This window comes from Pantoea sp. XY16 (assembly GCF_025153065.1).
GTDB classification, from domain to species: Bacteria; Pseudomonadota; Gammaproteobacteria; order Enterobacterales; family Enterobacteriaceae; genus Pantoea; species Pantoea alfalfae.
Genome location: NZ_JANZNP010000001.1, coordinates 281,805 through 304,186, shown reverse-complemented (window position 1 = coordinate 304,186; position 22,382 = coordinate 281,805). Strand labels below are relative to the sequence as shown.

The window sequence follows — 22,382 nt, the reverse complement described above, 5'->3', positions numbered from 1 at the left end:
TAATTAATTAACGTTCAGCGCGTCATTAACCAGGTCTTGCTGCTGTTGTTGGTGTACGGACATGTAACCCACGGCCGGTGAGGCAGATGCCGGGCGGCCTGCATAACGTAAAGTGGCACCAAACGGCACAACTTCACGGAAATGATGCTGGCTGCAATACCAGGCGCCCTGATTCAGTGGCTCTTCCTGACACCAGACAAAATCCTGCACGTGAGCATACGCTTTTAATGCTTCCTGTACCGCGTGATGCGGGAACGGATAGAGCTGCTCGATGCGCACGATAGCCACATCGGTCTGCTCATTTTTACGACGCTGCTCCAGCAGGTCGTAATAGACTTTACCGGAGCACAGCACGACGCGTTTCACGCCCTGCGGATCCAGATCATCGACTTCGCCAATCGCCGGCTGGAAGCTGCCGTTAGCCAGTTCATCCAGCGTGGAGATGGCCAGCGGATGACGCAGCAGTGATTTCGGCGACATCACAATCAGCGGACGGCGCATACCGCGCAGCGCCTGACGACGCAGCATATGGTAAACCTGCGCAGGGGTAGACGGCACGCAGACCTGCATGTTCTGCTCAGCACAGAGTTGCAGATAACGTTCCAGGCGCGCAGAGGAGTGCTCTGGCCCCTGACCTTCATAACCGTGCGGCAGCAGCATCACCAGGCCACACATCCGGCCCCATTTCTGCTCACCGGAGCTGATGAACTGGTCGATAACCACCTGTGCGCCGTTGGCGAAGTCACCAAACTGCGCTTCCCAGATGGTCAGGATGCGCGGCTCTGCGGTGGCGTAACCATATTCAAAGGCCAGCACCGCTTCCTCTGACAGCACGGAGTCCCAGACTTTGAACTGGCCCTGGCCGCTGTGCACATGATGCAGAGGGGTATAGGTTGAGCCGTTCGCCTGGTTATGGACTACCGCGTGACGATGGAAGAAGGTTCCGCGACCGGTATCTTCACCCGACAGACGCACCGGAATGCCTTCATCAACCAGCGTGGCATAGGCCAGGTTTTCCGCGCCGCCCCAGTCAAAGGCTTTCTCGCCTTCAGCCATCAGGCGACGGTCGTTATAAATCTTGGCAACACGCGACTGCACTTCCACCTCTTCAGGCACCTGGCTGATACGCAGCGCCAGTTCCTTCAGACGTTTCATGTCGACCTGAGCCGGGTAAGGTTCATCCCACTCATGATTCAGGTAAGGTGACCAGGTAAAGGAGTGCAGGCTCATCGGACGCCATTCCGGCACCACGCACTCGCCCGCATCCAGCGCATCACGATAAAGATTGACCATTTCGGTCGCATCTTCCTGCGTGGCGACGGCTTCACCTTCCAGACGGTCGGCGTAGATTTTACGCGGCGTCGGGTGTTTTTTGATTTTCTGGTACATCAGCGGCTGGGTCGCACTTGGCTCATCCGCCTCGTTGTGACCATGACGGCGATAGCAGACCAGATCGATAAACACATCACGCTTAAAGGTATTGCGATAGTCGAGCGCCAGACGGGTCACAAAGGCGACCGCTTCCGGATCATCTGCGTTGACGTGGAAAATCGGTGCCAGCACCATTTTGCCGATGTCGGTGCAGTAAGGGGTTGAACGCGCATCTTTCGGGTTAGAGGTGGTGAAACCAACCTGGTTGTTAATGACGATGCGAACGGTACCGCCCACTTCATAACCGCGTGCCTGTGACATGTTCAGGGTTTCCTGAACCACACCCTGGCCAATCACCGCCGCGTCACCATGAATGGTGATCGGTAAGACTTTATTGCTGGCAGGCTCGTCCAGACGGTCCAGACGGGCACGCACAGAACCCATGACGACCGGGCTGACGATCTCCAGGTGTGACGGGTTAAACGCCAGCGCCAGGTGAACCAGACCGCCTTCGGTTTCCACATCAGAAGAGAAGCCCATGTGGTACTTCACGTCACCGGTGCCCAGATGCTCTTTATGCTTACCGGCGAACTCGTCGAACAGATCCTGTGGCTTTTTACCCAGCACGTTGATCAGCACGTTGAGACGACCACGGTGCGCCATACCCAGCACGACTTCACGGGTACCGCTCTTACCGGCGTGACGGATCATTTCGCGCAGCATGGGCACCAGCGCATCGCCGCCTTCCAGCGAGAAGCGTTTGGCACCCGGGAATTTCGCCCCGAGATATTTTTCCAGCCCTTCTGCCGCGGTCAGCTCTTTCAGGAAACCTTTTTTCTCTTCGTTGCTGAACGCTGCACGGCCCGCTACAGACTCAAGACGCTGCTGGATCCAGCGTTTCTCATCCGTGTTGTTAATGTGCATATATTCCGCACCGATTGAGCCACAGTACGTCTGCGTCAGCGCGTCGAAGAGATCGGCCAGCTTCATGGTCTCTTTACCGATGGCAAAAGAGCCGACGTTAAAGCTTTCCTGAAAATCGGCCTCGGTCAGGTCATGAAAAGCCGGATCAAGATCGGCCACCCGATCCTGTTTCCACAGGCCAAGCGGATCGAGATTCGCATGCTGGTGACCGCGAAAACGAAACGCGTTGATCAGCTGCAGCACTTTTACTTGCTTGGAGTTGGTTTCCGGATCGGAGACAGATGAGGTGTAACGAGATGCGTCTTTCGCCAGGCGACGGAAGTACTCACGTGTGGTGGAGTGAAACTGCTCAGGTTTCATTCCGGTGCCCGGTAACTGTTGGAACATCGAGCGCCACACTGCATCGACAGAGTCAGGATCGGTCAGGAAATCCTCATAGAGCTGCTCTATGTAAGACTGATTCGCGCCGGCCAGCCAGGAAGAGTCCAGCCAGGGCTTCATCGCGCTGTTCTGCATTGTGATCCCTTAAGCATTGCTATGCTTTTTTGAGGTTTCATTTGTTGCCGCTTTCGCGGTTTGCCGTAGTGAGTTCAGCGATACGAGCACTCTGCGCAGCGCGCGTGGCCCGTAAGGGAACCTTTGTAAACGTGGTCATCACCGCGCTTACAGAGGCTTCCGTAAAACACCGGGAACCTGAGGTTCCCGGCGAAGACTGCTTATGCGCCGCGCTGCAGCAGCATCGACTTGATATGGCCGATGGCGCGCGTCGGGTTCAGTCCTTTCGGACAGACGCTCACACAGTTCATGATACTGTGACAGCGGAATACGCTGAAAGCATCATTCAGATTGTCGAGACGCGCATCCGTTTCGGTGTCGCGGCTGTCAATCAGGAAACGGTATGCCGCCAGCAGGCCGGCAGGACCGATGAACTTCTCAGGGTTCCACCAGAATGATGGGCATGAGGTTGAGCAGCAGGCACAGAGAATACACTCGTACAGGCCATCCAGGTGTTCACGTTCTTCCGGCATCTGCAGATGTTCACGTGCTGGCGGATTTTCCCCATTATTCAACAGGAAAGGCTTAATTTTCTCATACTGAGCATAAAACTGGCTCATGTCTACGACCAGGTCACGCACAACCGGTAAACCTGGCAATGGACGGATAACGATTTTCTGTTTGCCGTTGCCCAGTGCCGAGACCGGCGTAATGCAGGCCAGTCCGTTTTTACCGTTCATGTTGAGGCCATCCGAGCCGCAGACGCCTTCACGACAGGAGCGACGAAACGCCAGCGTCGGATCTTTCTCTTTCAGGCGAATCAGCGCGTCCAGCAGCATCATGTCGCGACCATCTTCCGACTCCAGGGTGTAATCCTGCATGCGCGGCTTGTCATCGACGTCCGGATTGTAGCGATAAATTGAAAACTCGAGTCTCATGATCGTCTCCGAAATTAGTAGGTACGCACTTTCGGCGGGAACGCCGCGCGCAGTTTCGGCTGCATGTTCACCTCACGGCGCGTCATGCTTTCGGTTTCCGGGACATAAAGACTGTGGCACAGCCAGTTTTCATCATCACGATCCGGGAAGTCGAAGCGACTGTGCGCACCGCGGCTCTCGGTGCGGTAGTTAGCCGCGACCGCCGTGGCAAAGGCCGTTTCCATCAGGTTATCCAGTTCCAGACACTCAATACGCTGGGTGTTGAAATCCGGTGAGCGGTCATCCAGACGCGCTGATTTCAGACGCTGGCGAATCTCTTTCAGCTCTTCCAGACCCTGCGCCATCGCGTCGCCTTCGCGGAATACAGAGAAGTTATTCTGCATGCAGCGTTGCAGCGCTTTACGAATCTCAACCGGGTCTTCACCCGTGGTATTGTTTTCCCAGCGGTTGAAGCGCGCCATCGCAACGGCAATCTCATCTTCCGTAGCGTCACGCAGTTCGCCCTGCTCCTGAATACTCTCCAGCAGATGCAGACCCGCTGCGCGGCCAAAGACCACCAGGTCGAGCAGTGAGTTACCGCCCAGACGGTTGGCACCGTGTACCGATACGCAGGCAATTTCGCCGACAGCGAACAGGCCAGGAATTACCACATCTTCACCCTGCTCATTCACACGCAGTGCCTGACCGGTCACTTTAGTCGGAATACCGCCCATCATGTAGTGGCAGGTCGGAATGACCGGGATAGGTTCTTTGACTGGATCGGCGTGAGCAAAGGTGCGTGACAGCTCGAGGATGCCAGGCAGACGTGACTCAAGCACCTCTTTACCCAGGTGATCGAGTTTCAGTTTGATGTGCGGGCCCCACGGACCGTCACAGCCGCGACCTTCACGGATTTCAATCATCATTGAGCGCGCAACCACGTCGCGGCCCGCCAGATCTTTAGCGTTTGGCGCATAACGCTCCATGAAGCGTTCGCCATGTTTGTTCAGCAGATAGCCGCCTTCACCACGGCAGCCCTCGGTGACCAGCACGCCCGCACCAGCAATACCGGTTGGGTGGAACTGCCACATCTCCATATCCTGCACCGGCACGCCCGCACGCAGTGCCATACCCACGCCGTCGCCGGTGTTGATGTGTGCATTGGTGGTGGACTGATAGATACGGCCCGCGCCGCCGGTGGCCAGAATGGTCGCTTTTGCTTTGAAATAGACGGTTTCGCCGGTTTCGATGCAGATAGCGGTACAACCCACCACTGCGCCCTCGGCGTTTTTCACCAGATCCAGTGCATACCACTCAGAGAAGATGGTGGTTTTGTTTTTCAGGTTCTGCTGGTAAAGAGTATGCAACAGGGCGTGGCCGGTACGGTCAGCTGCTGCAGCGGTACGTGCCGCCTGCTCGCCGCCGAAGTTCTTCGACTGACCACCAAACGGACGCTGATAGACACGACCATCTTCCAGACGCGAGAACGGCAGGCCCATGTGTTCCAGTTCCAGAATTGCTTCCGGGCCGGTTTTACACATATATTCAATCGCGTCCTGGTCACCGATGTAGTCGGAACCTTTGACGGTGTCGTACATATGCCATTCCCAGTTATCTTCATGGGTATTACCCAGCGCAACGGTAATACCGCCCTGCGCAGATACAGTGTGGGAACGGGTCGGGAAAACTTTAGATAACAGGGCACAGCTCTGACCGGCCTGGGAGATTTGCAGTGCGGCCCGCATACCTGCGCCACCTGCGCCGATCACCACGGCATCAAACTCTCTGATTGGCAAACTCATTTACACACCCCACACCACAACAAATCCATAAATCGCATACCACAGCAGCGCCACGACAATCACAAACTGCAACAACAAGCGCGTTGGCAGTGATTTGACGTAGTCTGTTAACACCTGCCACATGCCGATCCAGCCATGAATCAGAATGGAGAACAGCGTCAGCAGCGTGAACACTTTAGTGAATGCGGAAGCGAAGAAGCCACGCCACAGGTCATAAGTCAGCGTGTCTGTCATCACAACGAAACCGAGGATGTAGACGATGTAGAGCGTAATGAGAATTGCAGTTGCCCGCAGCAGCAGCCAGTCCTGAATGCCGTTGCGACCCAATGCGGATGCATTGCTTACCATACGAGGACTCCCGCCAGAATTGCCAGCACGACAGTGATCACAAAAGTCATATGAGCAGAACGCTTACCAACCTGCAGCGTTTCAGCCAGATAACCAAAATCCATCAACATATGACGAATCCCGCTCACCGCGTGATAGGCCAGCGCGGTTAAGATGCCCCACATGATGAACTTCGCGAAGAAGCCATCCATGATGGATGCAGCGTGCTGGAAACCTTCAGGAGAAGAGAGAGAGAGACCGAGCAGCCACAGCAGGATGCCAATGGCAACCAGAGTGATTACGCCGGAGACGCGGTGAAGAATGGACGATATTGCAGTAACGGGAAACCGGATCGTCGAGAGATCCAAGTTGACAGGTCTTTGTTTTTTCACGGTTTTGCCCACACAGCTCTTTTTTATTTTGCTTCCTCCGGACCTGAGGCGGAGTCTAATCACAACGTGTGGCAGACTTAACCGTCACCAAACAAGCAACATCCAGTGTTAATTGACGCGGTAGTAAACGCTGGGTGGCTCCTGGTGTCAGGGTGTTCCGGAGACCTGCCAGGAGTATAGGAGGATCACATTCTGATTACAATTCCCCTACAAACTCTTTGGTATATTTTAGGTGGAACAGTGATCCTACTCACGATTTTCACAATTGATACAATTTTAATTATCTGATTTGACAATAGTTCAACAATTCAGTTACAAACTAAGCCTGTAAATTCCTATGATGCACAAAAGTTATGGGGATACACTTTCCCCTAAGCGCAAGTTATGTAACATTGCGATAATGAGCATTAAAAAGCATCAGGTTATTGGTTACCAAGAAGTTATATCCTGACCGGATCTTTAACAACCGCGATATGCAGCATGTCCATGGCTCACCGGTTCCCGCTGGGAACGCGTCGCTCACTCTGTACCCTGCACCCGCTTTATACCCGCAGAGTGATACTGTGTAGTTTTGCCAACCGCAACATGAACGCGTTTCAGGTGTCTAAAGATCCTTACCTACATAAGGCGCTATGGAGACGAAAATGACAGATAAAAAAGTAACGCTAACCCTGCAAGATGGAACATCTATTGAACTGGACGTGCTTAAAGGCACGCTGGGTCAGGATGTGGTTGATGTCCGCGCTCTGGGTTCAAGTGGCCTGTTCACCTTCGATCCCGGTTTTACGTCTACAGCGTCCTGTGAATCTGCTATCACTTTTATCGATGGTGATGAAGGTATCCTGCTGCACCGTGGTTTCCCGATTTCTCAGCTGGCGACCCACTCTAACTACCTGGAAGTCTGCTACATCCTGCTGAATGGCGAAGCGCCGGACCAGAAACAGTTTGATGAGTTCCGAACCACGGTTACCCGCCACACCATGATTCATGAGCAGATTACCCGTCTGTTCCACGGCTTCCGTCGTGACTCGCATCCTATGGCGGTAATGTGCGGCGTGACCGGCGCACTGGCTGCGTTTTACCACGATTCACTGGATGTAAACATTGAGCGCCACCGCGAAATCGCGGCATTCCGTCTGCTCTCTAAGATGCCGACCATGGCAGCGATGTGTTACAAATATTCAATCGGCCAGCCGTTTGTCTATCCACGCAATGACCTCTCTTACGCCGGTAACTTCCTGCATATGATGTTTGCTACGCCGTGCGAAGAGTACAAAGTGAATCCGGTGCTGGAACGCGCTATGGACCGTATCCTGATTCTGCATGCTGACCATGAGCAGAACGCTTCAACCTCTACCGTACGTACCGCCGGTTCAAGCGGCGCGAATCCGTTTGCCTGTATCGCCGCCGGGATCGCCTCTCTGTGGGGACCGGCGCACGGCGGTGCCAACGAAGCGACTCTGCGTATGCTGGAAGAGATCAGCACCGTTGAGCACATCCCGGAATTTGTTAAACGCGCTAAAGACAAGAATGATTCATTCCGTCTGATGGGCTTTGGTCACCGCGTTTACAAAAATTACGATCCACGCGCGACCGTGATGCGCGATACCTGCCATGAGGTTCTGAATGAACTGGGTATGAAGGATGATCTGCTGGAAGTGGCGATGGAGCTGGAACACATTGCGCTGAACGACCCGTACTTCATCGAGCGTAAACTTTATCCAAATGTGGATTTCTACTCCGGTATCATTCTGAAAGCGATGGGTATTCCTTCGTCCATGTTTACGGTGATCTTCGCGATGGCCCGTACGGTTGGCTGGATTGCCCACTGGAAAGAGATGCACGACGAAGGCATGAAGATTGCCCGTCCACGTCAGCTCTACACCGGTTATACCGAGCGCGAATTCAGCTCACAGCTGAAAAAGTAAGGCTCAGTGGATAGCGGAGAGGGATCTCCGCCTGATGTTGCTTTAAAGCCGGGGCGGTTGGCTGTGATACCGCGCCTGCGTAGAGAACATGGTCAGATTGGAAAGACGCAAAAGCCGTCATCCATGACACGCTCGGCCCGCGCGATTACGCACCTCATCCCTGAGGTGCGCCCGTAGCCGGGCCAACGCATTGCGTTGTTCAAAAACGCTCCCGACGTTTTTATCCGGGCGGCGGGACGCTTTCCTCCTCTGACCGTATTCCCTGCGCGTCAGACTTCTTCGTAGCGGCTGGACTCTCCCGGATTCGGGTTTGTCAGCTGTTTGCAGTAAGAACCTTTTCCTGTTTTGTTCCCCAATGCGGCCGCCTCTATCTCTGGCAACCCGGACACCAGTAAAAAGGCCGTGATGAAAGCGTGCCCTTCTCAATCACTGTGCCACAGCGCCGGCATTTTTTGCCCTGACGATGAAAAACCTCAAACTGAAACGCTGCTTCCTCATGATATTTCTTCATGGTTCCACGCATCCGATAGGCATGACGCGGCACCGACAGCAGCGCCTCGCTGAAAGCAGTCAGCTGATCTTCAGTGAGATCCTGCGCCCGATGATTGGGCAGCAGCTGCGCCAGCCAGAGAATCTCGGCGCGCAGGTAGTTTCCCAGCCCGGCCAGAAAAGCCTGATCCAGCAGCAGACCACTGAACTGCCGCCGCCGGAAACGGGGTGACAGCAGCCGCTCTTTCACTTCTTCCACGCTAAGCTGGCTGTTCAGCACATCCGGTCCGATGCGGGTCAGAAACGGATGCGCCGCCAGCGTATCTGCGTTGAGCAGTTCAATATCGGAGGCACTATAAAGCAGAATTGCTTTGCTCGCCGTCGCCAGCCGCACCCGCAACTGGCGTGTGGTATTCAGTTCAGTATCGGGTTTCACGATGCGCCAGACACCATAAAGCTGGTTATGACTGTAAAGCGTCAGGCCATTGCTGAAATGTGTCAGCAGCGCTTTTCCCCGCGTCTCAATCGCCTGCACCTGCTCACCAATCAGCGAGGGTTCGTAAGTTTTAAGCTGAGGAAACGCAAACCACGCTTCGGTTAACGGCTGACCCACGATGGCAGTTTCAAGCTTATCCGCCACGCGGCGAATTTCCGGTCCTTCAGGCATCGTTCTTCCTCTTAATGGGTGGCGCCGCCAGCCTGTTTGATATCGTCGCCGGTCTCCAGCGTGACGTTTACCGCAATCTCCAGCGCCTGAATAATGGTCGCGACCGCCATGCTCGGCGCACCAGGATGGAGCGCCGCCTGTTCAGGCAAATAAGGAATATGAATAAAGCCACCGCGCGCCGGGCTCTTCTGCTGCTCCAGCCAGTGCAGCAGGCCATACATCACCCGGTTACAGGTGAAGGTGCCCGCCGTCTGCGAAACTGATGCGGGAATGCCCGCTTTACGCACCGCGGCAACAATCGCTTTGATTGGCAGACGGGAAAAATAGGCTGCCGGGCCGCCAGCCACAATCGGTTCATCCACCGGCTGATGACCAGCGTTGTCCGGGATGCGGGCGTCATCGACATTGATACCGATACGTTCAACGGTAATGTCGCTGCGGCCGCCCGCTTGCCCGACCGACAGCACCGCATCCGGTTTGACCTCTTCCAGCGCCTGGTTCAGCACGTGGAGTACCTCACTGAACACCACCGGCAGCTGACGGATCACTATCGTCGCCCCGCCAATCTGTTTGCCTTCCAGTGCGCGCACCGCTTCCCAGGAGGGATTAATCGTTTCACCGCCAAAGGGTTCAAAGGCGGTCATCAGGACAGTTTTCATGCAGCCTCACAGGAACATCAGGAAATAGAGCAGGAAAATGTTAACGATTAACAGTAGCACACCGGTTGGAATCTGAGCTTTGATCACCGCGTTACGATCGGGCAGCTCCAGCAGCGCCGCCGGGACAATATTGAAGTTGGCCGCCATCGGCGTCATCAGCGTACCGCAGTAGCCGGAAAACATACCAATCGCCGCCATCACTGCCGGATTTCCGCCGTGCTGCAGCACCAGAATCGGGATGCCAACGCCTGCGGTGATAATCGGAAACGCCGCAAACGCGTTACCCATGATCATGGTTAACAGCGCCATTCCGACGGCATAGACCGTTACCGCGATAAAGCGATTATCCACCGCCAGCCAGGTTTCGGTCAGATGCGAAATGGCACTGCCCACGCCCGCACTGGTAAACAGCAGTCCCAGGGTGGCGAGGATCTGCGGCAGGATAAAGGCCCAGCCAATCGAATCCAGCAGGCGACGGGTCTCCTGCATCGACTGCACCGGTTTTTCATGGGTCAGTTTTAACGCCACCAGCCAGCCAATGACACAGCCGACCATCATTGAAAACAATGTCACCAGCGTGGCGTGATTCCCGGGACCGAACACCACATCCTGCAGACCGGGAATATGATTAAACGCCAGCACGCCGACCACGGTCACGACCGGAATGGCCAGCGCAGGCAGAAACAGTTTGTTGCGCAGACGCAGCGCACTGGCCTGCTTCTCTTCATCGCTGCGCTGATGATAGCGCCCCAGCCGGACCCCACCCAGACCGGCAATCAGCGCCATTATCACCACAATGACACCGATAGTGATGTGCAGCATTCGGGTGCCCGCCGCGTCCGAGCCCATCAGGCTGCTCATCAGCTGCGTCGTCCAGTCACCCACCAGGAATACCAGGCCATACAAGGCCCAGAACAGTCCGGTGGTAAAGCGACGCGGATTAGCGCTGTCACGCCAGGAGAGGATGGCTACTACCAGCAGGATAATGCCTGCCAGCCACATCAGATATTGTTGCTGGAACATTACTGACCTCCTTTGGCTTTCAGCGCCTGGCTGTTGAGCTGTTGCAGCTCACGCGCCAGCTGACGATCGAGTCGCACCAGACGTGCCGAGTGGATCAGGAACGCGGCTACAGCGGTCGGAATGCCCCATAACGCAATGTGCAGCGGTTCGGTCTGAATCCCGGCCGACTCCTGCATGAAGTTGTGCATAAAAATAATCGCACCAAACGCCACGAAGATATCCTCACCAAAGAACAGGCCGACGTTGTCGGTGGCTGCTGACATGGCACGCAGCTTGTGCCGCAGCTCAGGTGTGATTTCGCCGTAGCGGTTTTCAGTGGCGCCTTCTGCCATCGGTGCGAGCAATGGACGCACCATCTGCGGATGTCCGCCGAGACTGGTTAACCCCAGTGCCGCCGTGATTTCACGCACAAACAGGTAGACAATCAGCAGACGTCCGGCGGTGGCGGTTTTGATCTGAGCAATCCACGCCTGTGCCCGCTCCTTCAGCCCGTGACGCTCCAGCAGCCCAATGACCGCCAGTGGCAGCAGCAGAATCAGCGGCAGGTTACGGGTGTTAAGAAACCCCGCGCCAAGCTTTTCCAGAATGTCAGCCAGCGGCATCATCGCCGCCAGACCGGTCACAAATCCGGCGACAATTACCACCAGCACCGGGTTAAAACGTAATACGAAGCCGACAACGATCGCGGCAATGCCCAGTAAAGGCCAGAGATTCACTGCACTTTCCATGGATTTCCCCCAGAGTTAAAAAACCCGACATAAGCCGGGCTAAGTGTTGTTTTCAGGCGCTGGTGACACGGATCTGCTGTTTGGCAAACGCATCACGCAACCGCTGGGCAAACTGCAGGGCGTGTGCGCCGTCGCCATGTAAGCAGACGGTCTGCGCATTCACTGCCACCCATTCTCCTGTGATACTTTTCACTTTGCCCTGCTGCACCATCGTCAGCGTCTGATCGATAGCCTGCTGCTCATCGTCAATCAGTGCGCCGGGCTCGCTGCGCGGCACCAGCGCACCGCTGCTGAGATAGCCACGATCGGCAAAGACCTCTTCCCGCGTGCGTAAGTCGTAGTGCGACGCGGCACGTATCGATTCGCTGTTCGCCAGTCCCACCACAATCAGCTGACTGTCGACAGCACGGATGGCGCGGGCAATGGCGTCTGCCAGCACCGGATCAGCCGCGGCCTGGTTATAGAGCATGCCGTGCGGCTTAACGTGAACCAGCCGCGCACCTTCGCTCTCTGCCAGGCTTTTCAGCGCGCCAATCTGGTAGATCATCTGGGCATAGACCGTTTCAGGTGGCAGTTGCATGGCACTGCGGCCAAAGTTCTCCCGATCGGGGAAAGCAGGATGCGCGCCGATAGCGACGCCGCATGCGTGCGCCCAGCGCACCGACTGCAGCATGGTCTGCGCATCCCCTGCGTGAAAGCCACAGGCGATGTTGGCGGAACTCACCAGCTCCAGCAACGCCTGATCGCTGGCACAGCCTTCGCCCAGGTCGGCGTTTAAATCAATTTTCATGGAGTCCCCATTTCATCTGGTCCAGCGCGCGTTGCTGATGCTGGCGTGCCAGCATCGCTTCCGGCAGCGTGCAGTGAATAAAGTGAATCGGCTCACCGAGGCGGATTTGCGCCAGATGGTAGAGATCGGCTTCGATGACGGAGGCGATACGCGGATAGCCGCCGGTGGTCTGGGCATCCGCCATCAGCACGATAGGCTGTCCATTCGGCGGCACCTGAATCACACCCGGCATCACACCATGTGACAGCAGCTCACGCGGACTTTCACGTTTAAGCTCACGTCCCTCAAGCCGGTATCCCATCCGGTTGCTTTGCGGGCTGAGTTTCCATGCGGTACGCCAGAACGCCTGCTGCGCGTCGGGACTGAACTCGTGATACTCCGGGCCAGGCAGTGCGCGGATGCGGTTGCCCCACAGCAGTTGCCGCACCCCGACTTTGCGATCGAACTGACGCGTCGGTTTACCCAGCGGGATCTGATCGCCATCCCGTAAGGTACGCCCCTGAAATCCGCCAAATTTTGCTTTCAGATCGGTGCTGGCTGAGCCGAGCACCTCAGGGATGTCAAAACCGCCCTGCACTGCCAGATAGCTGCGCATGCCGCGCTGCGGCATCGCCAGCGACAGGACCTGCCCGCGTTTCACCGGGGTACGCCAGCCCGTCCAGACCGGCTGACCATCCAGCTCCGCATGGCAGCCTGCGCCAGTCAGCGCGAACCAGCCGTCGCGGGTAAACTCCGCTTTAAACTGGCCGAGCACCAGCTCCAGCACCGCGCTATCAGGCGCATTGCCCACCAGCACGTTAGCGGTGAACATCGCGGGATGATCCAGCACGCCGCCGGGGCTGATGCCATACTGACGCCAGCCGTAGCGGCCTGCATCCTGGATGGTGGCGGCCAGCCCGGCTCGCAGAATGTTTAACATATGCCCTCCTGTTGCGGCACAAAGCGAACCCTGTCACCGGGACGGAGCAGTGTGGGCGGCTGCTGCAGGGGATTAAACAGCGCGGTGCGCGTCTGGCCGATCAGTTGCCAGCCGCCGGGCGAAGCGAGCGGATAGACGCCCGTCTGGCTGCCGCCGATGCCAACCGATCCGGCGGGTACCGCAACTCTCGGTTCCGCACGACGCGGTATGTGAAGGCGCGGATCCAGGCCGCCCAGATAGGGAAAACCGGGCTGAAAACCGACAAAAAACACCACATACTCGCTGCTGCTGTGCAGCTCAACTACCTGACCGGGCGTCAGCGCGGCATGTTCCGCCACCACAGTCAGATCGGGGCCATGTTCGCCGCCGTAAATCACCGGGATCTCTACCAGACGTGACTCCGGCAACTGCGCTTCACTCTCTTCCCACCAGCGCTGAAGCCGCTCTATCGCATCCAGTGCACTCTGCTGGGGATCACGCAGGATCAGGGTGATGTTGTTCATGCCGGGAATGACCTCCAGCACGTCCGCAAACGACTGCAGTCGCTGGTTCAGTCCCCAGATACGTTGCTGACTCTCCAGTGAGACCGGCGGCTCCAGCTCCAGCACGACAGCGCGTTCACCCAATAAATAACACCGTGCTCGTTGCAACAGCTACCTCCTGCCTGATTGAGATCGTGCCTGGCCGACCTGACCGGATGCCCCGATCAGCCGATGGCTTATCTACTTAAAGCAAATAGTTATGCGAAAGTGGCAGGGATGTGTCAACAGATTTAGGTCCTGCGCAGGCGCGCAGGACAGAAGAAACAATCAGGCAGGATTAGGTATATCGATGAAGGTCACGTCAAGATTGTGGTGTTGTGCCAGCCACTCACCCAGCGCTTTTACGCCGCCACGCTCGGTGGCGTGATGGCCTGCGGCAAAGAAATGCACCCCCTGCTCGCGTGCACTATGAATGGTCTGTTCAGAGACTTCACCGGTGATGTAGGCATCAACGCCCGCAGCGGCAGCCTGGTCGATAAAGCCCTGTCCGCCACCGCTGCACCAGGCGATACGACGAATCAGCGCGGGTGCGTTATCACCACAATACAGCGGTTCACGCCCCAGCTTATCGCCGATTCGGCGGGCCAGCTGTTCACCCGAGATCGGCTCAGCCAGCTCACCCCAGAACACCAGCGGCATGATTTCGCCACGTACGTCAATATCCAGCAGTCTGGCCAGCTGGGCGTTGTTGCCCAGTTCTGAATGCGCATCAAGCGGCAGGTGCCAGCCATAGAGATTTATATCGTTAGCCAGCAGCGTCCGCAGACGGCGGCGCTTCATGCCTTTAATCGCGGCCGGTTCACTTTTCCAGAAGTAGCCATGATGGACGATTATTGCATCGGCCTGACGTGTGACTGCCTCATCCAGCAGGGCCTGACAGGCCGTCACACCGGTAATAATCGTTCTGACTTCGTTACGTCCCTCAACCTGCAAACCGTTGGGGGCATAATCACTGAAGCTATGGCTATCGAGGTGCTTATTGATCAATGTCTCTAATTCGTAATGATTCATTCAGGCTCCTTCGAGGCCTCAGGCGGCGCTTTTGGCGCGCTCAAAGGCGTCTAATGTCTTTTTACGGGCTGCCTTATGATCCACGATTGGTGCCGGATAATCGAGTTTCCTGTTGTTCTTTTCCGCCCAGAGATGAGGCTGGTGAATATGGCTGTCCGGGACGTCCGCCAGCTCCGGCAGATAGTGACGGATAAACTCACCCTGCTCATCAAAGCGCTCACCCTGCGTGGTCGGGTTAAAAATGCGGAAATAAGGTGCTGAGTCTGTACCAGTGGAAGCCGCCCACTGCCAGCCACCATTGTTTGCGGCCAGGTCACCATCAATCAGCTGCTGCATGAAATAGCGTTCGCCTTCGCGCCAGTCGATCAGCAGATCTTTGACCAGGAAACTGGCGGTGATCATACGTAAACGGTTGTGCATCCAGCCCAGCGCCTTCATCTGACGCATTGCAGCATCGACGATCGGATAGCCGGTTTTTCCCGCTTTCCAGGCTTCGAAATGCGCGTCGTCACGCTGCCATTCAACGTGACGCGTCCAGTCGATAAAGGGCTTGTGACGACACAGTGCCGGGTAAGCCACCAGCAGATGACGGTAGAACTCACGCCAGATCAGCTCGTTCAGCCAGGTAAATGCGCGACTGTTGTCCAGCGCATCGGGATGTTCATGCAGCACGCGATGCAGGCACTGACGTGGCGACAGCACGCCGGTTGACAGATAGACCGACAGACGGCTGGTGGCGTCCAGCGCCGGAAGATCGCGCTTCGCGGGATAATCGATAACGGGTTGAGTGGCGAAATGACGCAACCGCTTCAGGGCGGCCGCTTCGCCTGCGGGAAACAGGTCCTCATCAAAGGCTTCGGTCAGATAGTCAAACGCAGGGATTGGGGCGGTTTTCAGCGGCGCACCGTCGCGCGGCTTAGGTGCAGGCACGCACTCCGGCAGACTCTGCTGCAAACGGCGGACAAAGGCTTTGCTGAAGGGAGTAAAGACCTTATACATCGTGCGATCGCCACTCTGTACACTGCCTGGTGGCAGCAGCAGGCTGTCATCAAAGCCCTGACAAATCACGCCCGCATCGTCAAGACGCTTTTCCGCCTCTGCATCGCGTTGACGCTCGTTAACCTCATACTGATAGTTGTAGAAGAGCTGATCGACCTGATGCTTCTCACAGAATTCTGCCAGCACATCAATACTGTCGCTGAAGGCGTGACACGCCTGATAGTGCAACTCAATGCCCCGCTCAGCCAGCGCACTTTGCACCTGCAACAGACTGGCGTGAATAAACGCCGCCTGCCTGGGGGACATATCATGCTGCTGCCACTGTTCTGGCGTAGCGAGGAAGAGCGCCATCACTTTCGCTTTGCTGTCGCTGCAGGCAGCGTGGAGCGCCAGGTTATCATTGATGCGTAAATCATTACGCAGCCAGACCAGATGGGTGGTCATACGCCTCCTGAATTACTGTCCGTAGCGTAAGCGCAAGGCTTCGGGATAGGGATCGAAATAGCGCTGCTGTGCCAGCCACGGATGTGGGAACTCGGCCATGTAGTGCTTAAGAATGGTAATCGGTACCAGTAGCGGCTGTGTGCCCTGACGATAGCGGTCAATCAGCGTTGCCAGCTCCTGGCGCTGCGGTGAACTCAGATGCGTGCGGAAGTAGCCCTGCACATGCATCAGCACATTGGTGTGATTGCGACGTGAGGCGGGACGTGACATCAGTTCCATCATGCGATTACGGTACTCAAAGGCAAAGGCATCCAGCGAGTCCCACTCGCTCATCGAGGCGACAAAGGGCCCCAGTTCGCGATATTTCTCCTGCGAGTGCGCCAGCATCATCAGTTTGTAACGACTGTGGAAGCCGATCAGTCCCTGACGGGTCAGGCCGTTTTCCCACATCTGATTAAATTCGTGCAGTGCGCAGATACGACCAATAAAGTTTTCACGCAGGGCGGGATCGTGCAGGCGTCCATCTTCTTCCAGCGGCAGCCAGGGCATTTCACGCTGCAGGAACTCCGCAAAAATACCGGTGCCCACTTTTCGGTTGTTGTTGTTGTCAGGCTCGTAGACCCGCACGCGCTCCATCCCACAGCTGGGCGATTTGGCGCACAGGATATAACCGGAGAGATGATGCAGCGATTTGACCCGCTCGGCAGACCAGTTACGCATCTGAGCAGTGACTTCTTCGCCGCCGTCTTTGCTGAAGCAAAGATGCAACTCATCATCGCCCTGCTTTACCAGACGCAATGCCGGACGCGGCGTAGGCAGTCCAATCGCCATTTCAGGACAGATCGGCTCAAAGCGGACAAATGGCGTAAGATCCTCAGTCGCAAAAGTAAGACGCTTATGGCCACCATCAAACCTCACGCTATCGCCGAGCAGGCATGCACTGATTCCAACGGGGATTTTTTTGCTCATACTTGTACAACCTCTAAAATCTTGTAGAGGTTTAAGTGTAGCGCAAAATGGCCAGGAATAAAGGGGTAAAACGCGGTTCCGGACCGCTTATTCTCAGAAAAAACGCAAAAAAAAGCCCGGTCAGATGACCAGGCCTGTTCTGTGGCAGGACGCATTACCAGAATGCGCCACCACCGGCTTCAGACTGCGCCAGCCAGACCGGCTTTGCACTGGTCTTACACCAGACGCGATGCAGATAGCTGTAGAAACGCGCCCGATCCTGTCGGAACAACATGACAGGCAGAGCCAGAACGCCGAGAAGAACCACCAGCGTACGGCGTGCGAGTATTTTATAACGTGGATAAGCCTGATACATGGTTTCTCCTCCCGGTAAGTTAAAGTGTGCGAATGTGATCTGTGTTCAACTTTACGCCAGATAGTGTAATTTTACTACTCATCTGACCACTTAATTGTCGCTATTTTTGCTGTTTAAGAATTAACCTGTAATTTAGTTACAGATAAGTTACCGCCAGGTTACAGGAGGGTTTGAATATCCGAAAGATGAAGTGCGCGGACGGCAGCATAAAATATTGATAAAGTAGCGCTTCGGCCCTCACTCAAGGCAGGTATTGCGTGACCACGGTTTTGATCGTTGAAGATGAAAAAGAGATCCGCCGCTTTGTCCGGCTGGCGCTGGAAAATGAAGATCTGAAGGTGTTTGATGCCGATACGCTGCAGCGCGGACTAATTGAAGCGGCGACCCGCAAGCCAGACCTTGTGATCCTCGATCTTGGCCTGCCTGATGGAGATGGCACCGATTTTATTCGCGACCTGCGCCAGTGGAGCGCTATCCCGGTGATTGTACTGTCGGCGCGCAGTGATGAGCAGGATAAGATCGCCGCACTGGATGCAGGGGCCGATGACTATCTGACCAAACCGTTCGGCGTGGGCGAACTGCTGGCGCGCGTGCGGGTGGCGCTGCGCCGGCACAGTGGCCAGCAGCCTGATGCCAGGATTCACTTTGCCGACGTGAGTGTCGATTTTGCCGCACGGCGGGTACAGCGCGGCGGCAGTGAGATTCACCTCACCCCGATTGAGTTTCGTCTGTTGAGTATTCTATTGAATAATGCCGGCAAGGTGCTGACGCAGCGGCAGCTGCTGAGCCAGGTCTGGGGACCCAATGCGGTTGAGCACAGCCATTATCTGCGCATCTATATGGGTCATCTGCGCCAGAAGCTGGAAGCGAATCCAACCCAACCGGCGCATCTGCTGACCGAAACCGGGATCGGCTATCGCTTTATGCCATAAAAAAAGGCGCCAGAGGCGCCTGAGACTGTCAACAAATTCTGGCCCGGTTCGCTGTGAGACCGAGCTTGCTCAGGAAACAGGGTCAGATCGGAAAGACGCTAAAGCCAATCCATGACCAGCTCGGCCCACGCGATTACGCACCTCATCCGTGAGGTGCGACCGTTGCCGGGCTAACGCTTTGCGTTATTCAAAAACGCTCCCGGCGTTTTTGTCCATGGCGTGTGACGCTTTCCTCTTCTGACCCTGCTCCCTGCGCGTTAAATAAATCCGTTGCGGTCAGATTTACCCTGATGTGAGTTTGTCAGCAGCTCTGAGGCGCGCGATGCGCCTCTTTATCTGACCGACTAATCAGGCGTTTTTCAGCACTTCACTAACAATCTCTACGGCTTCTTTCTCAATCTGCGCGCGATGTTCTGCGCCCAGGAAGCTTTCACAGTAGATTTTGTAAGCGTCTTCGGTGCCTGATGGACGGGCCGCAAACCAGCCATTCTCCGTCATCACTTTCAGACCGCCGATTGAAGCACCGTTACCTGGTGCTGCCGTCAGGCGCGCGGTGATGGGATCACCCGCCAGCGTATCTGCGCTCACCATCTCTGGTGACAGCTTCGACAGCGCAGCTTTCTGCGCCGAAGTGGCGGATGCCTGCAGACGGTTGTAGCTTGGTGCGCCGAAGCGCGCGGCCAGATCATCATAGTGCTGCTGCGGGTTTTTACCGGTCACGGCGGTAATTTCAGCCGCCAGCAGACACATGATGATGCCATCTTTGTCCGTTGACCATGGCGTGCCGTCGAAACGCAGGAATGAAGCACCCGCGCTCTCTTCGCCGCCGAAACCAAAACTGCCGTCATACAGACCATCAACAAACCATTTGAAGCCAACCGGCACTTCCACCAGCTTGCGGCCAATGTCGTTGACGACACGGTCAATCATGGCGCTGGACACCAGGGTTTTACCCACGGCAACATCCTGGCCCCATTGTGGACGATGCTGGAACAGATAGTTGATCGCGACCGCCAGATAGTGGTTTGGATTCATCAGACCCGCCGGGGTCACAATGCCGTGACGGTCATAATCGGGATCGTTGCCGAACGCCAGATCAAACTTGTCACGGTAGGCCAGCAGACCTGCCATTGCGCTTTCAGACGAGCAGTCCATGCGCACAACACCATCTTTATCCAGATGCATAAAGCGGAAGGTCTGATCGACTGCGTCGTTCACCAGCGTCAGATCCAGCTTATAATGCTCAGCAATACGCTGCCAGTAAGCAATACCGGAACCGCCCAGGGGATCAACACCCAGCTTCAGACCTGCTTTCTGGATCGCCGGGAAGTCGATAATCTCTGCCAGACCTTCAACGTAAGGCTGGATGAGATCTTTCTCGACCACGTGGCCACTCGCCATCGCCTGTTCCAGCGGCAGACGTTTCACCTCTTTCAGCCCATCTTTGATCAGCTGATTGGCGCGATCTTCCACCACTTTGGTGACGTTGGTATCAGCCGGTCCCCCGTTAGGTGGGTTGTACTTGATGCCGCCATCTTCCGGTGGGTTGTGCGATGGTGTGATGACGATACCGTCAGCCAGCGGTCCACCCGCTTTGTTGTGCTCAAGAATCGCGTTCGAGATTGCAGGGGTCGGCGTATAGCCATTGTCCTGCTGCACAATCACATCAACGCCGTTCGCCGCCAGCACTTCCAGCACCGACAGGATCGCCGGCTCTGATAGCGCATGGGTGTCTTTACCAACGTAGCAAGGCCCGGTGATACCGTTCTTTTTACGCTCTTCAGCAATCGCCTGAGCGATAGCCAGAATGTGCATCTCGTTGAAGCTCTGACGCCCTGCACTGCCGCGATGGCCAGAGGTGCCAAATTTCACCGCGTGTTCCGGGTTCGCCACATCGGGCTGCAGGACATAATATTGTGACGTTAATTGTGCAACGTTAATCAAATCGCTCTGCTGGGCGGGTTGCCCGGCACGTGGGTGATTGGCCATTGGCGCTGCTCCCTGACGCTTAAGTTTTAGATGGTGCCGCAAACTTTCTCGGTCAGTTCCGCAGGGAACTGCATCGAGAGCATGATGTGTTCGACCATGCTGCATTTACGACCGGTATTGGTGTTGGTGATCACCCAGTACGGCGTGCCGGGCACATGCTTCGGCTTAGTATGGGTGCCATTCTGTAACAGCGTATGCTCATCACCGGCAAAGTAGACGCGGGTGCGGCCCTGCAAAGATGCAGTAGCTTCAGCAAAAGCTGCAGTATCAAGACGATAGAGCGTTGACAAGATAAGCATAAAGCGATTCACCGCCCGCTTCTGCTCCGCATATTCATCGGAAAGCAGCAGCTCTCGCACCGCGCGGACACGATCCTGCGGGCGCGAACCGACAGACGCAGGCTGAGACTCTTTCGCTGCCTCTTTTGAGGCTGGCTGAGCAGGCGAAGCGGGTGCAGTCTGACCGGCAGTGAACTTCAGCATACGACGCAGAATGTCGGATGCGCTTTCACCAATGTGTTGCGTGTGGCTGGCAATATAACGGTAGAGCTCTTCGTCAACTTCGATCGTTTTCATCTTATTCCGTACGGTTCTTTCTCATGACAGAACCACCTGTTTCCTGAAAAGCTCTGAGTATAGTCAGGCAATTCAAAGGATGTGCGGGTTCTAACATCAGGATTATAAAGTTAAATTCAGGCGGGTTGTTAGCAATCAAACGGTTTACGGGCAAAAGTCAGAATATGTCCTAATGCCGCCGGAACCGGCGCGCCTGAAAAGGTGAAACCATGATAACCTAAGCACAGGTCTCAAACTTAAGAACTTTGCTATGATTTTGAACGCCCGTCTGCAAACTGAACAATCCCCTGCTGATTCCTTACCTGTCCTGCTTATCCATGGCCTTTTTGGCAGTCTGGATAACCTTGGCGTGCTGGCGCGCGGACTGAAAGATGCCGGTCCTCTGCTGCAGGTTGATGTCCGTAACCACGGACTCTCTCCACGATCTGACGAGATGAACTACGCTGTAATGGCGCAGGACATGGTCGATACGCTGGATGCGCACGGCATTGAACGCGTCGCGGTGATCGGTCACTCAATGGGCGGCAAGATCGCCATGACCATGAGCGCGCTGGTGCCGGACCGCATTGAGCGGCTGGTGATGATCGATATCGCCCCGGTCGACTACCAGACCCGCCGCCATGACGAGATCTTTGCCGGCATTCGAGCTGTAACCGACGCAGGCGTCTCGTCACGCAGTGAGGCGGCGAAGATTATGCGTACGCTTATCGATGAAGAAGGGGTGATTCAGTTCCTGCTGAAGTCATTTCAGGCGGGCGAGTGGCGCTTTAACGTCCCGGTGCTGTGGGATAACTACACCACGATCTCGGGCTGGCAGCCGGTTCCGGCCTGGGATCATCCGGCGCTGTTTATTCGCGGCGGCGACTCCAGCTATCTGGACAACCGCTACCGCGATGCGCTACTGCAGCAGTTCCCTGCCGCGCAGGCCCATGTCATTGGAGGCGCGGGACACTGGGTTCATGCAGAGAAACCCGATGCCGTTTTGCGCAGTGTCCGTCGCTTTTTTGCGCTTTAAAAGCAAATAGATGGCGGCAAAGGTTTAGGATTGGCGTCCGGAGTAAGCGTGAAGTATGATGGCGCGCTAAAATTTTGCCGCGCGTCCGTTTTGCTGCGGCAATGGCCAATAATTTATAAT

21 protein-coding genes are annotated in these 22,382 nt (G+C 55.9%); 3 read left to right on the top strand and 18 right to left on the bottom strand.

From position 1 onward, the window contains the following. Positions 1-3: 3 nt before the first annotated feature. From sucA to sdhC, 5 genes are all read right to left on the bottom strand, one after another. Positions 4-2,811: a 2-oxoglutarate dehydrogenase E1 component gene (gene sucA, locus N1689_RS01560; RefSeq protein ID WP_161732141.1), complete on the bottom strand. Its 2,808-nt coding sequence runs from the start codon at positions 2,809-2,811 to the stop codon at positions 4-6. Between the two features lie 200 nt (positions 2,812-3,011). After that, on the bottom strand, positions 3,012-3,728 hold the full coding sequence (locus N1689_RS01555; protein ID WP_090962958.1) for a succinate dehydrogenase iron-sulfur subunit: 717 nt from the start codon (positions 3,726-3,728) through the stop codon (positions 3,012-3,014). 14 nt (positions 3,729-3,742) lie between these two features. Continuing rightward, positions 3,743-5,509, bottom strand: coding sequence for a succinate dehydrogenase flavoprotein subunit (sdhA, locus tag N1689_RS01550; protein ID WP_161732139.1), 1,767 nt, complete (start codon positions 5,507-5,509; stop codon positions 3,743-3,745). Beyond that, the gene (sdhD, locus tag N1689_RS01545; RefSeq protein ID WP_009091417.1) at positions 5,510-5,857 is read right to left on the bottom strand and encodes a succinate dehydrogenase membrane anchor subunit; all 348 of its coding nucleotides are present in this window, start codon (positions 5,855-5,857) and stop codon (positions 5,510-5,512) included. Then, positions 5,851-6,240, bottom strand: coding sequence for a succinate dehydrogenase cytochrome b556 subunit (gene sdhC, locus N1689_RS01540; RefSeq protein ID WP_029519433.1), 390 nt, complete (start codon positions 6,238-6,240; stop codon positions 5,851-5,853). The genes sdhD and sdhC overlap by 7 nt, the downstream gene beginning before the upstream one ends. 632 nt (positions 6,241-6,872) lie before the next feature. On the opposite strand from sdhC, the gene N1689_RS01535 reads away from it, so the two are divergent. After that, positions 6,873-8,156, top strand: coding sequence for a citrate synthase (locus N1689_RS01535; protein WP_033731874.1), 1,284 nt, complete (start codon positions 6,873-6,875; stop codon positions 8,154-8,156). Between the two features lie 367 nt (positions 8,157-8,523). On the opposite strand, the gene nei is transcribed toward N1689_RS01535, so the two are convergent. The 11 genes from nei to N1689_RS01480 form a co-directional block, all read right to left on the bottom strand. Continuing rightward, positions 8,524-9,312, bottom strand: a complete 789-nt coding sequence (nei, locus tag N1689_RS01530) for an endonuclease VIII (protein WP_161732137.1) — start codon at positions 9,310-9,312, stop codon at positions 8,524-8,526. Between the two features lie 11 nt (positions 9,313-9,323). Continuing rightward, complete coding sequence (pcp, locus tag N1689_RS01525; protein WP_222924355.1) at positions 9,324-9,971, bottom strand: pyroglutamyl-peptidase I; 648 nt, start codon at positions 9,969-9,971, stop codon at positions 9,324-9,326. 6 nt (positions 9,972-9,977) lie between these two features. Beyond that, entirely contained in the window at positions 9,978-10,994 is a 1,017-nt protein-coding gene (locus N1689_RS01520; RefSeq protein ID WP_161732133.1) for a DUF979 domain-containing protein, read from the bottom strand. After that, positions 10,994-11,722, bottom strand: coding sequence for a DUF969 domain-containing protein (locus N1689_RS01515; RefSeq protein ID WP_161732131.1), 729 nt, complete (start codon positions 11,720-11,722; stop codon positions 10,994-10,996). Before N1689_RS01515 ends, N1689_RS01520 begins: the two co-directional genes overlap by 1 nt. Before the next feature lie 52 nt (positions 11,723-11,774). Then, positions 11,775-12,512 (bottom strand): 5-oxoprolinase subunit PxpA, encoded by a 738-nt coding sequence (pxpA, locus tag N1689_RS01510; protein ID WP_161732129.1) that lies wholly within the window; start codon positions 12,510-12,512, stop codon positions 11,775-11,777. Continuing rightward, positions 12,502-13,431: a 5-oxoprolinase subunit PxpC gene (pxpC, locus tag N1689_RS01505; RefSeq protein ID WP_161732126.1), complete on the bottom strand. Its 930-nt coding sequence runs from the start codon at positions 13,429-13,431 to the stop codon at positions 12,502-12,504. Before pxpC ends, pxpA begins: the two co-directional genes overlap by 11 nt. Further along, the gene (gene pxpB, locus N1689_RS01500; RefSeq protein ID WP_161732124.1) at positions 13,425-14,081 is read right to left on the bottom strand and encodes a 5-oxoprolinase subunit PxpB; all 657 of its coding nucleotides are present in this window, start codon (positions 14,079-14,081) and stop codon (positions 13,425-13,427) included. The genes pxpC and pxpB overlap by 7 nt, the downstream gene beginning before the upstream one ends. Before the next feature lie 159 nt (positions 14,082-14,240). After that, a complete protein-coding gene (locus tag N1689_RS01495) occupies positions 14,241-14,984 on the bottom strand; it encodes a type 2 GTP cyclohydrolase I (protein ID WP_161732122.1) in 744 nt (247 codons plus the stop codon). Positions 14,985-15,002: 18 nt separating this feature from the next. Next, a complete protein-coding gene (phrB, locus tag N1689_RS01490; protein ID WP_161732120.1) occupies positions 15,003-16,427 on the bottom strand; it encodes a deoxyribodipyrimidine photo-lyase in 1,425 nt (474 codons plus the stop codon). A gap of 12 nt (positions 16,428-16,439) precedes the next feature. Beyond that, positions 16,440-17,396: a 2-thiouracil desulfurase family protein gene (locus N1689_RS01485; protein WP_161732118.1), complete on the bottom strand. Its 957-nt coding sequence runs from the start codon at positions 17,394-17,396 to the stop codon at positions 16,440-16,442. 154 nt (positions 17,397-17,550) lie between these two features. After that, complete coding sequence (locus N1689_RS01480; RefSeq protein ID WP_013357130.1) at positions 17,551-17,751, bottom strand: DUF2517 family protein; 201 nt, start codon at positions 17,749-17,751, stop codon at positions 17,551-17,553. Positions 17,752-18,008: 257 nt separating this feature from the next. Here N1689_RS01480 and kdpE point away from each other — a divergent pair, with 257 nt between their 5' ends. After that, positions 18,009-18,683, top strand: a complete 675-nt coding sequence (kdpE, locus tag N1689_RS01475; RefSeq protein ID WP_222924359.1) for a two-component system response regulator KdpE — start codon at positions 18,009-18,011, stop codon at positions 18,681-18,683. Between the two features lie 348 nt (positions 18,684-19,031). Here the strand turns inward: kdpE and pgm are convergent, their stop codons facing one another. Both pgm and seqA read right to left on the bottom strand, forming a co-directional pair. Beyond that, positions 19,032-20,672: a phosphoglucomutase (alpha-D-glucose-1,6-bisphosphate-dependent) gene (gene pgm / locus N1689_RS01470; RefSeq protein ID WP_222924360.1), complete on the bottom strand. Its 1,641-nt coding sequence runs from the start codon at positions 20,670-20,672 to the stop codon at positions 19,032-19,034. A 26-nt stretch (positions 20,673-20,698) separates the two neighbouring features. Next, positions 20,699-21,247 (bottom strand): replication initiation negative regulator SeqA, encoded by a 549-nt coding sequence (gene seqA / locus N1689_RS01465; RefSeq protein ID WP_013357126.1) that lies wholly within the window; start codon positions 21,245-21,247, stop codon positions 20,699-20,701. A gap of 250 nt (positions 21,248-21,497) precedes the next feature. On the opposite strand from seqA, the gene ybfF reads away from it, so the two are divergent. Next, positions 21,498-22,262, top strand: coding sequence for an esterase (gene ybfF, locus N1689_RS01460; RefSeq protein ID WP_033782330.1), 765 nt, complete (start codon positions 21,498-21,500; stop codon positions 22,260-22,262). The last annotated feature ends 120 nt before the right edge of the window (positions 22,263-22,382 follow it).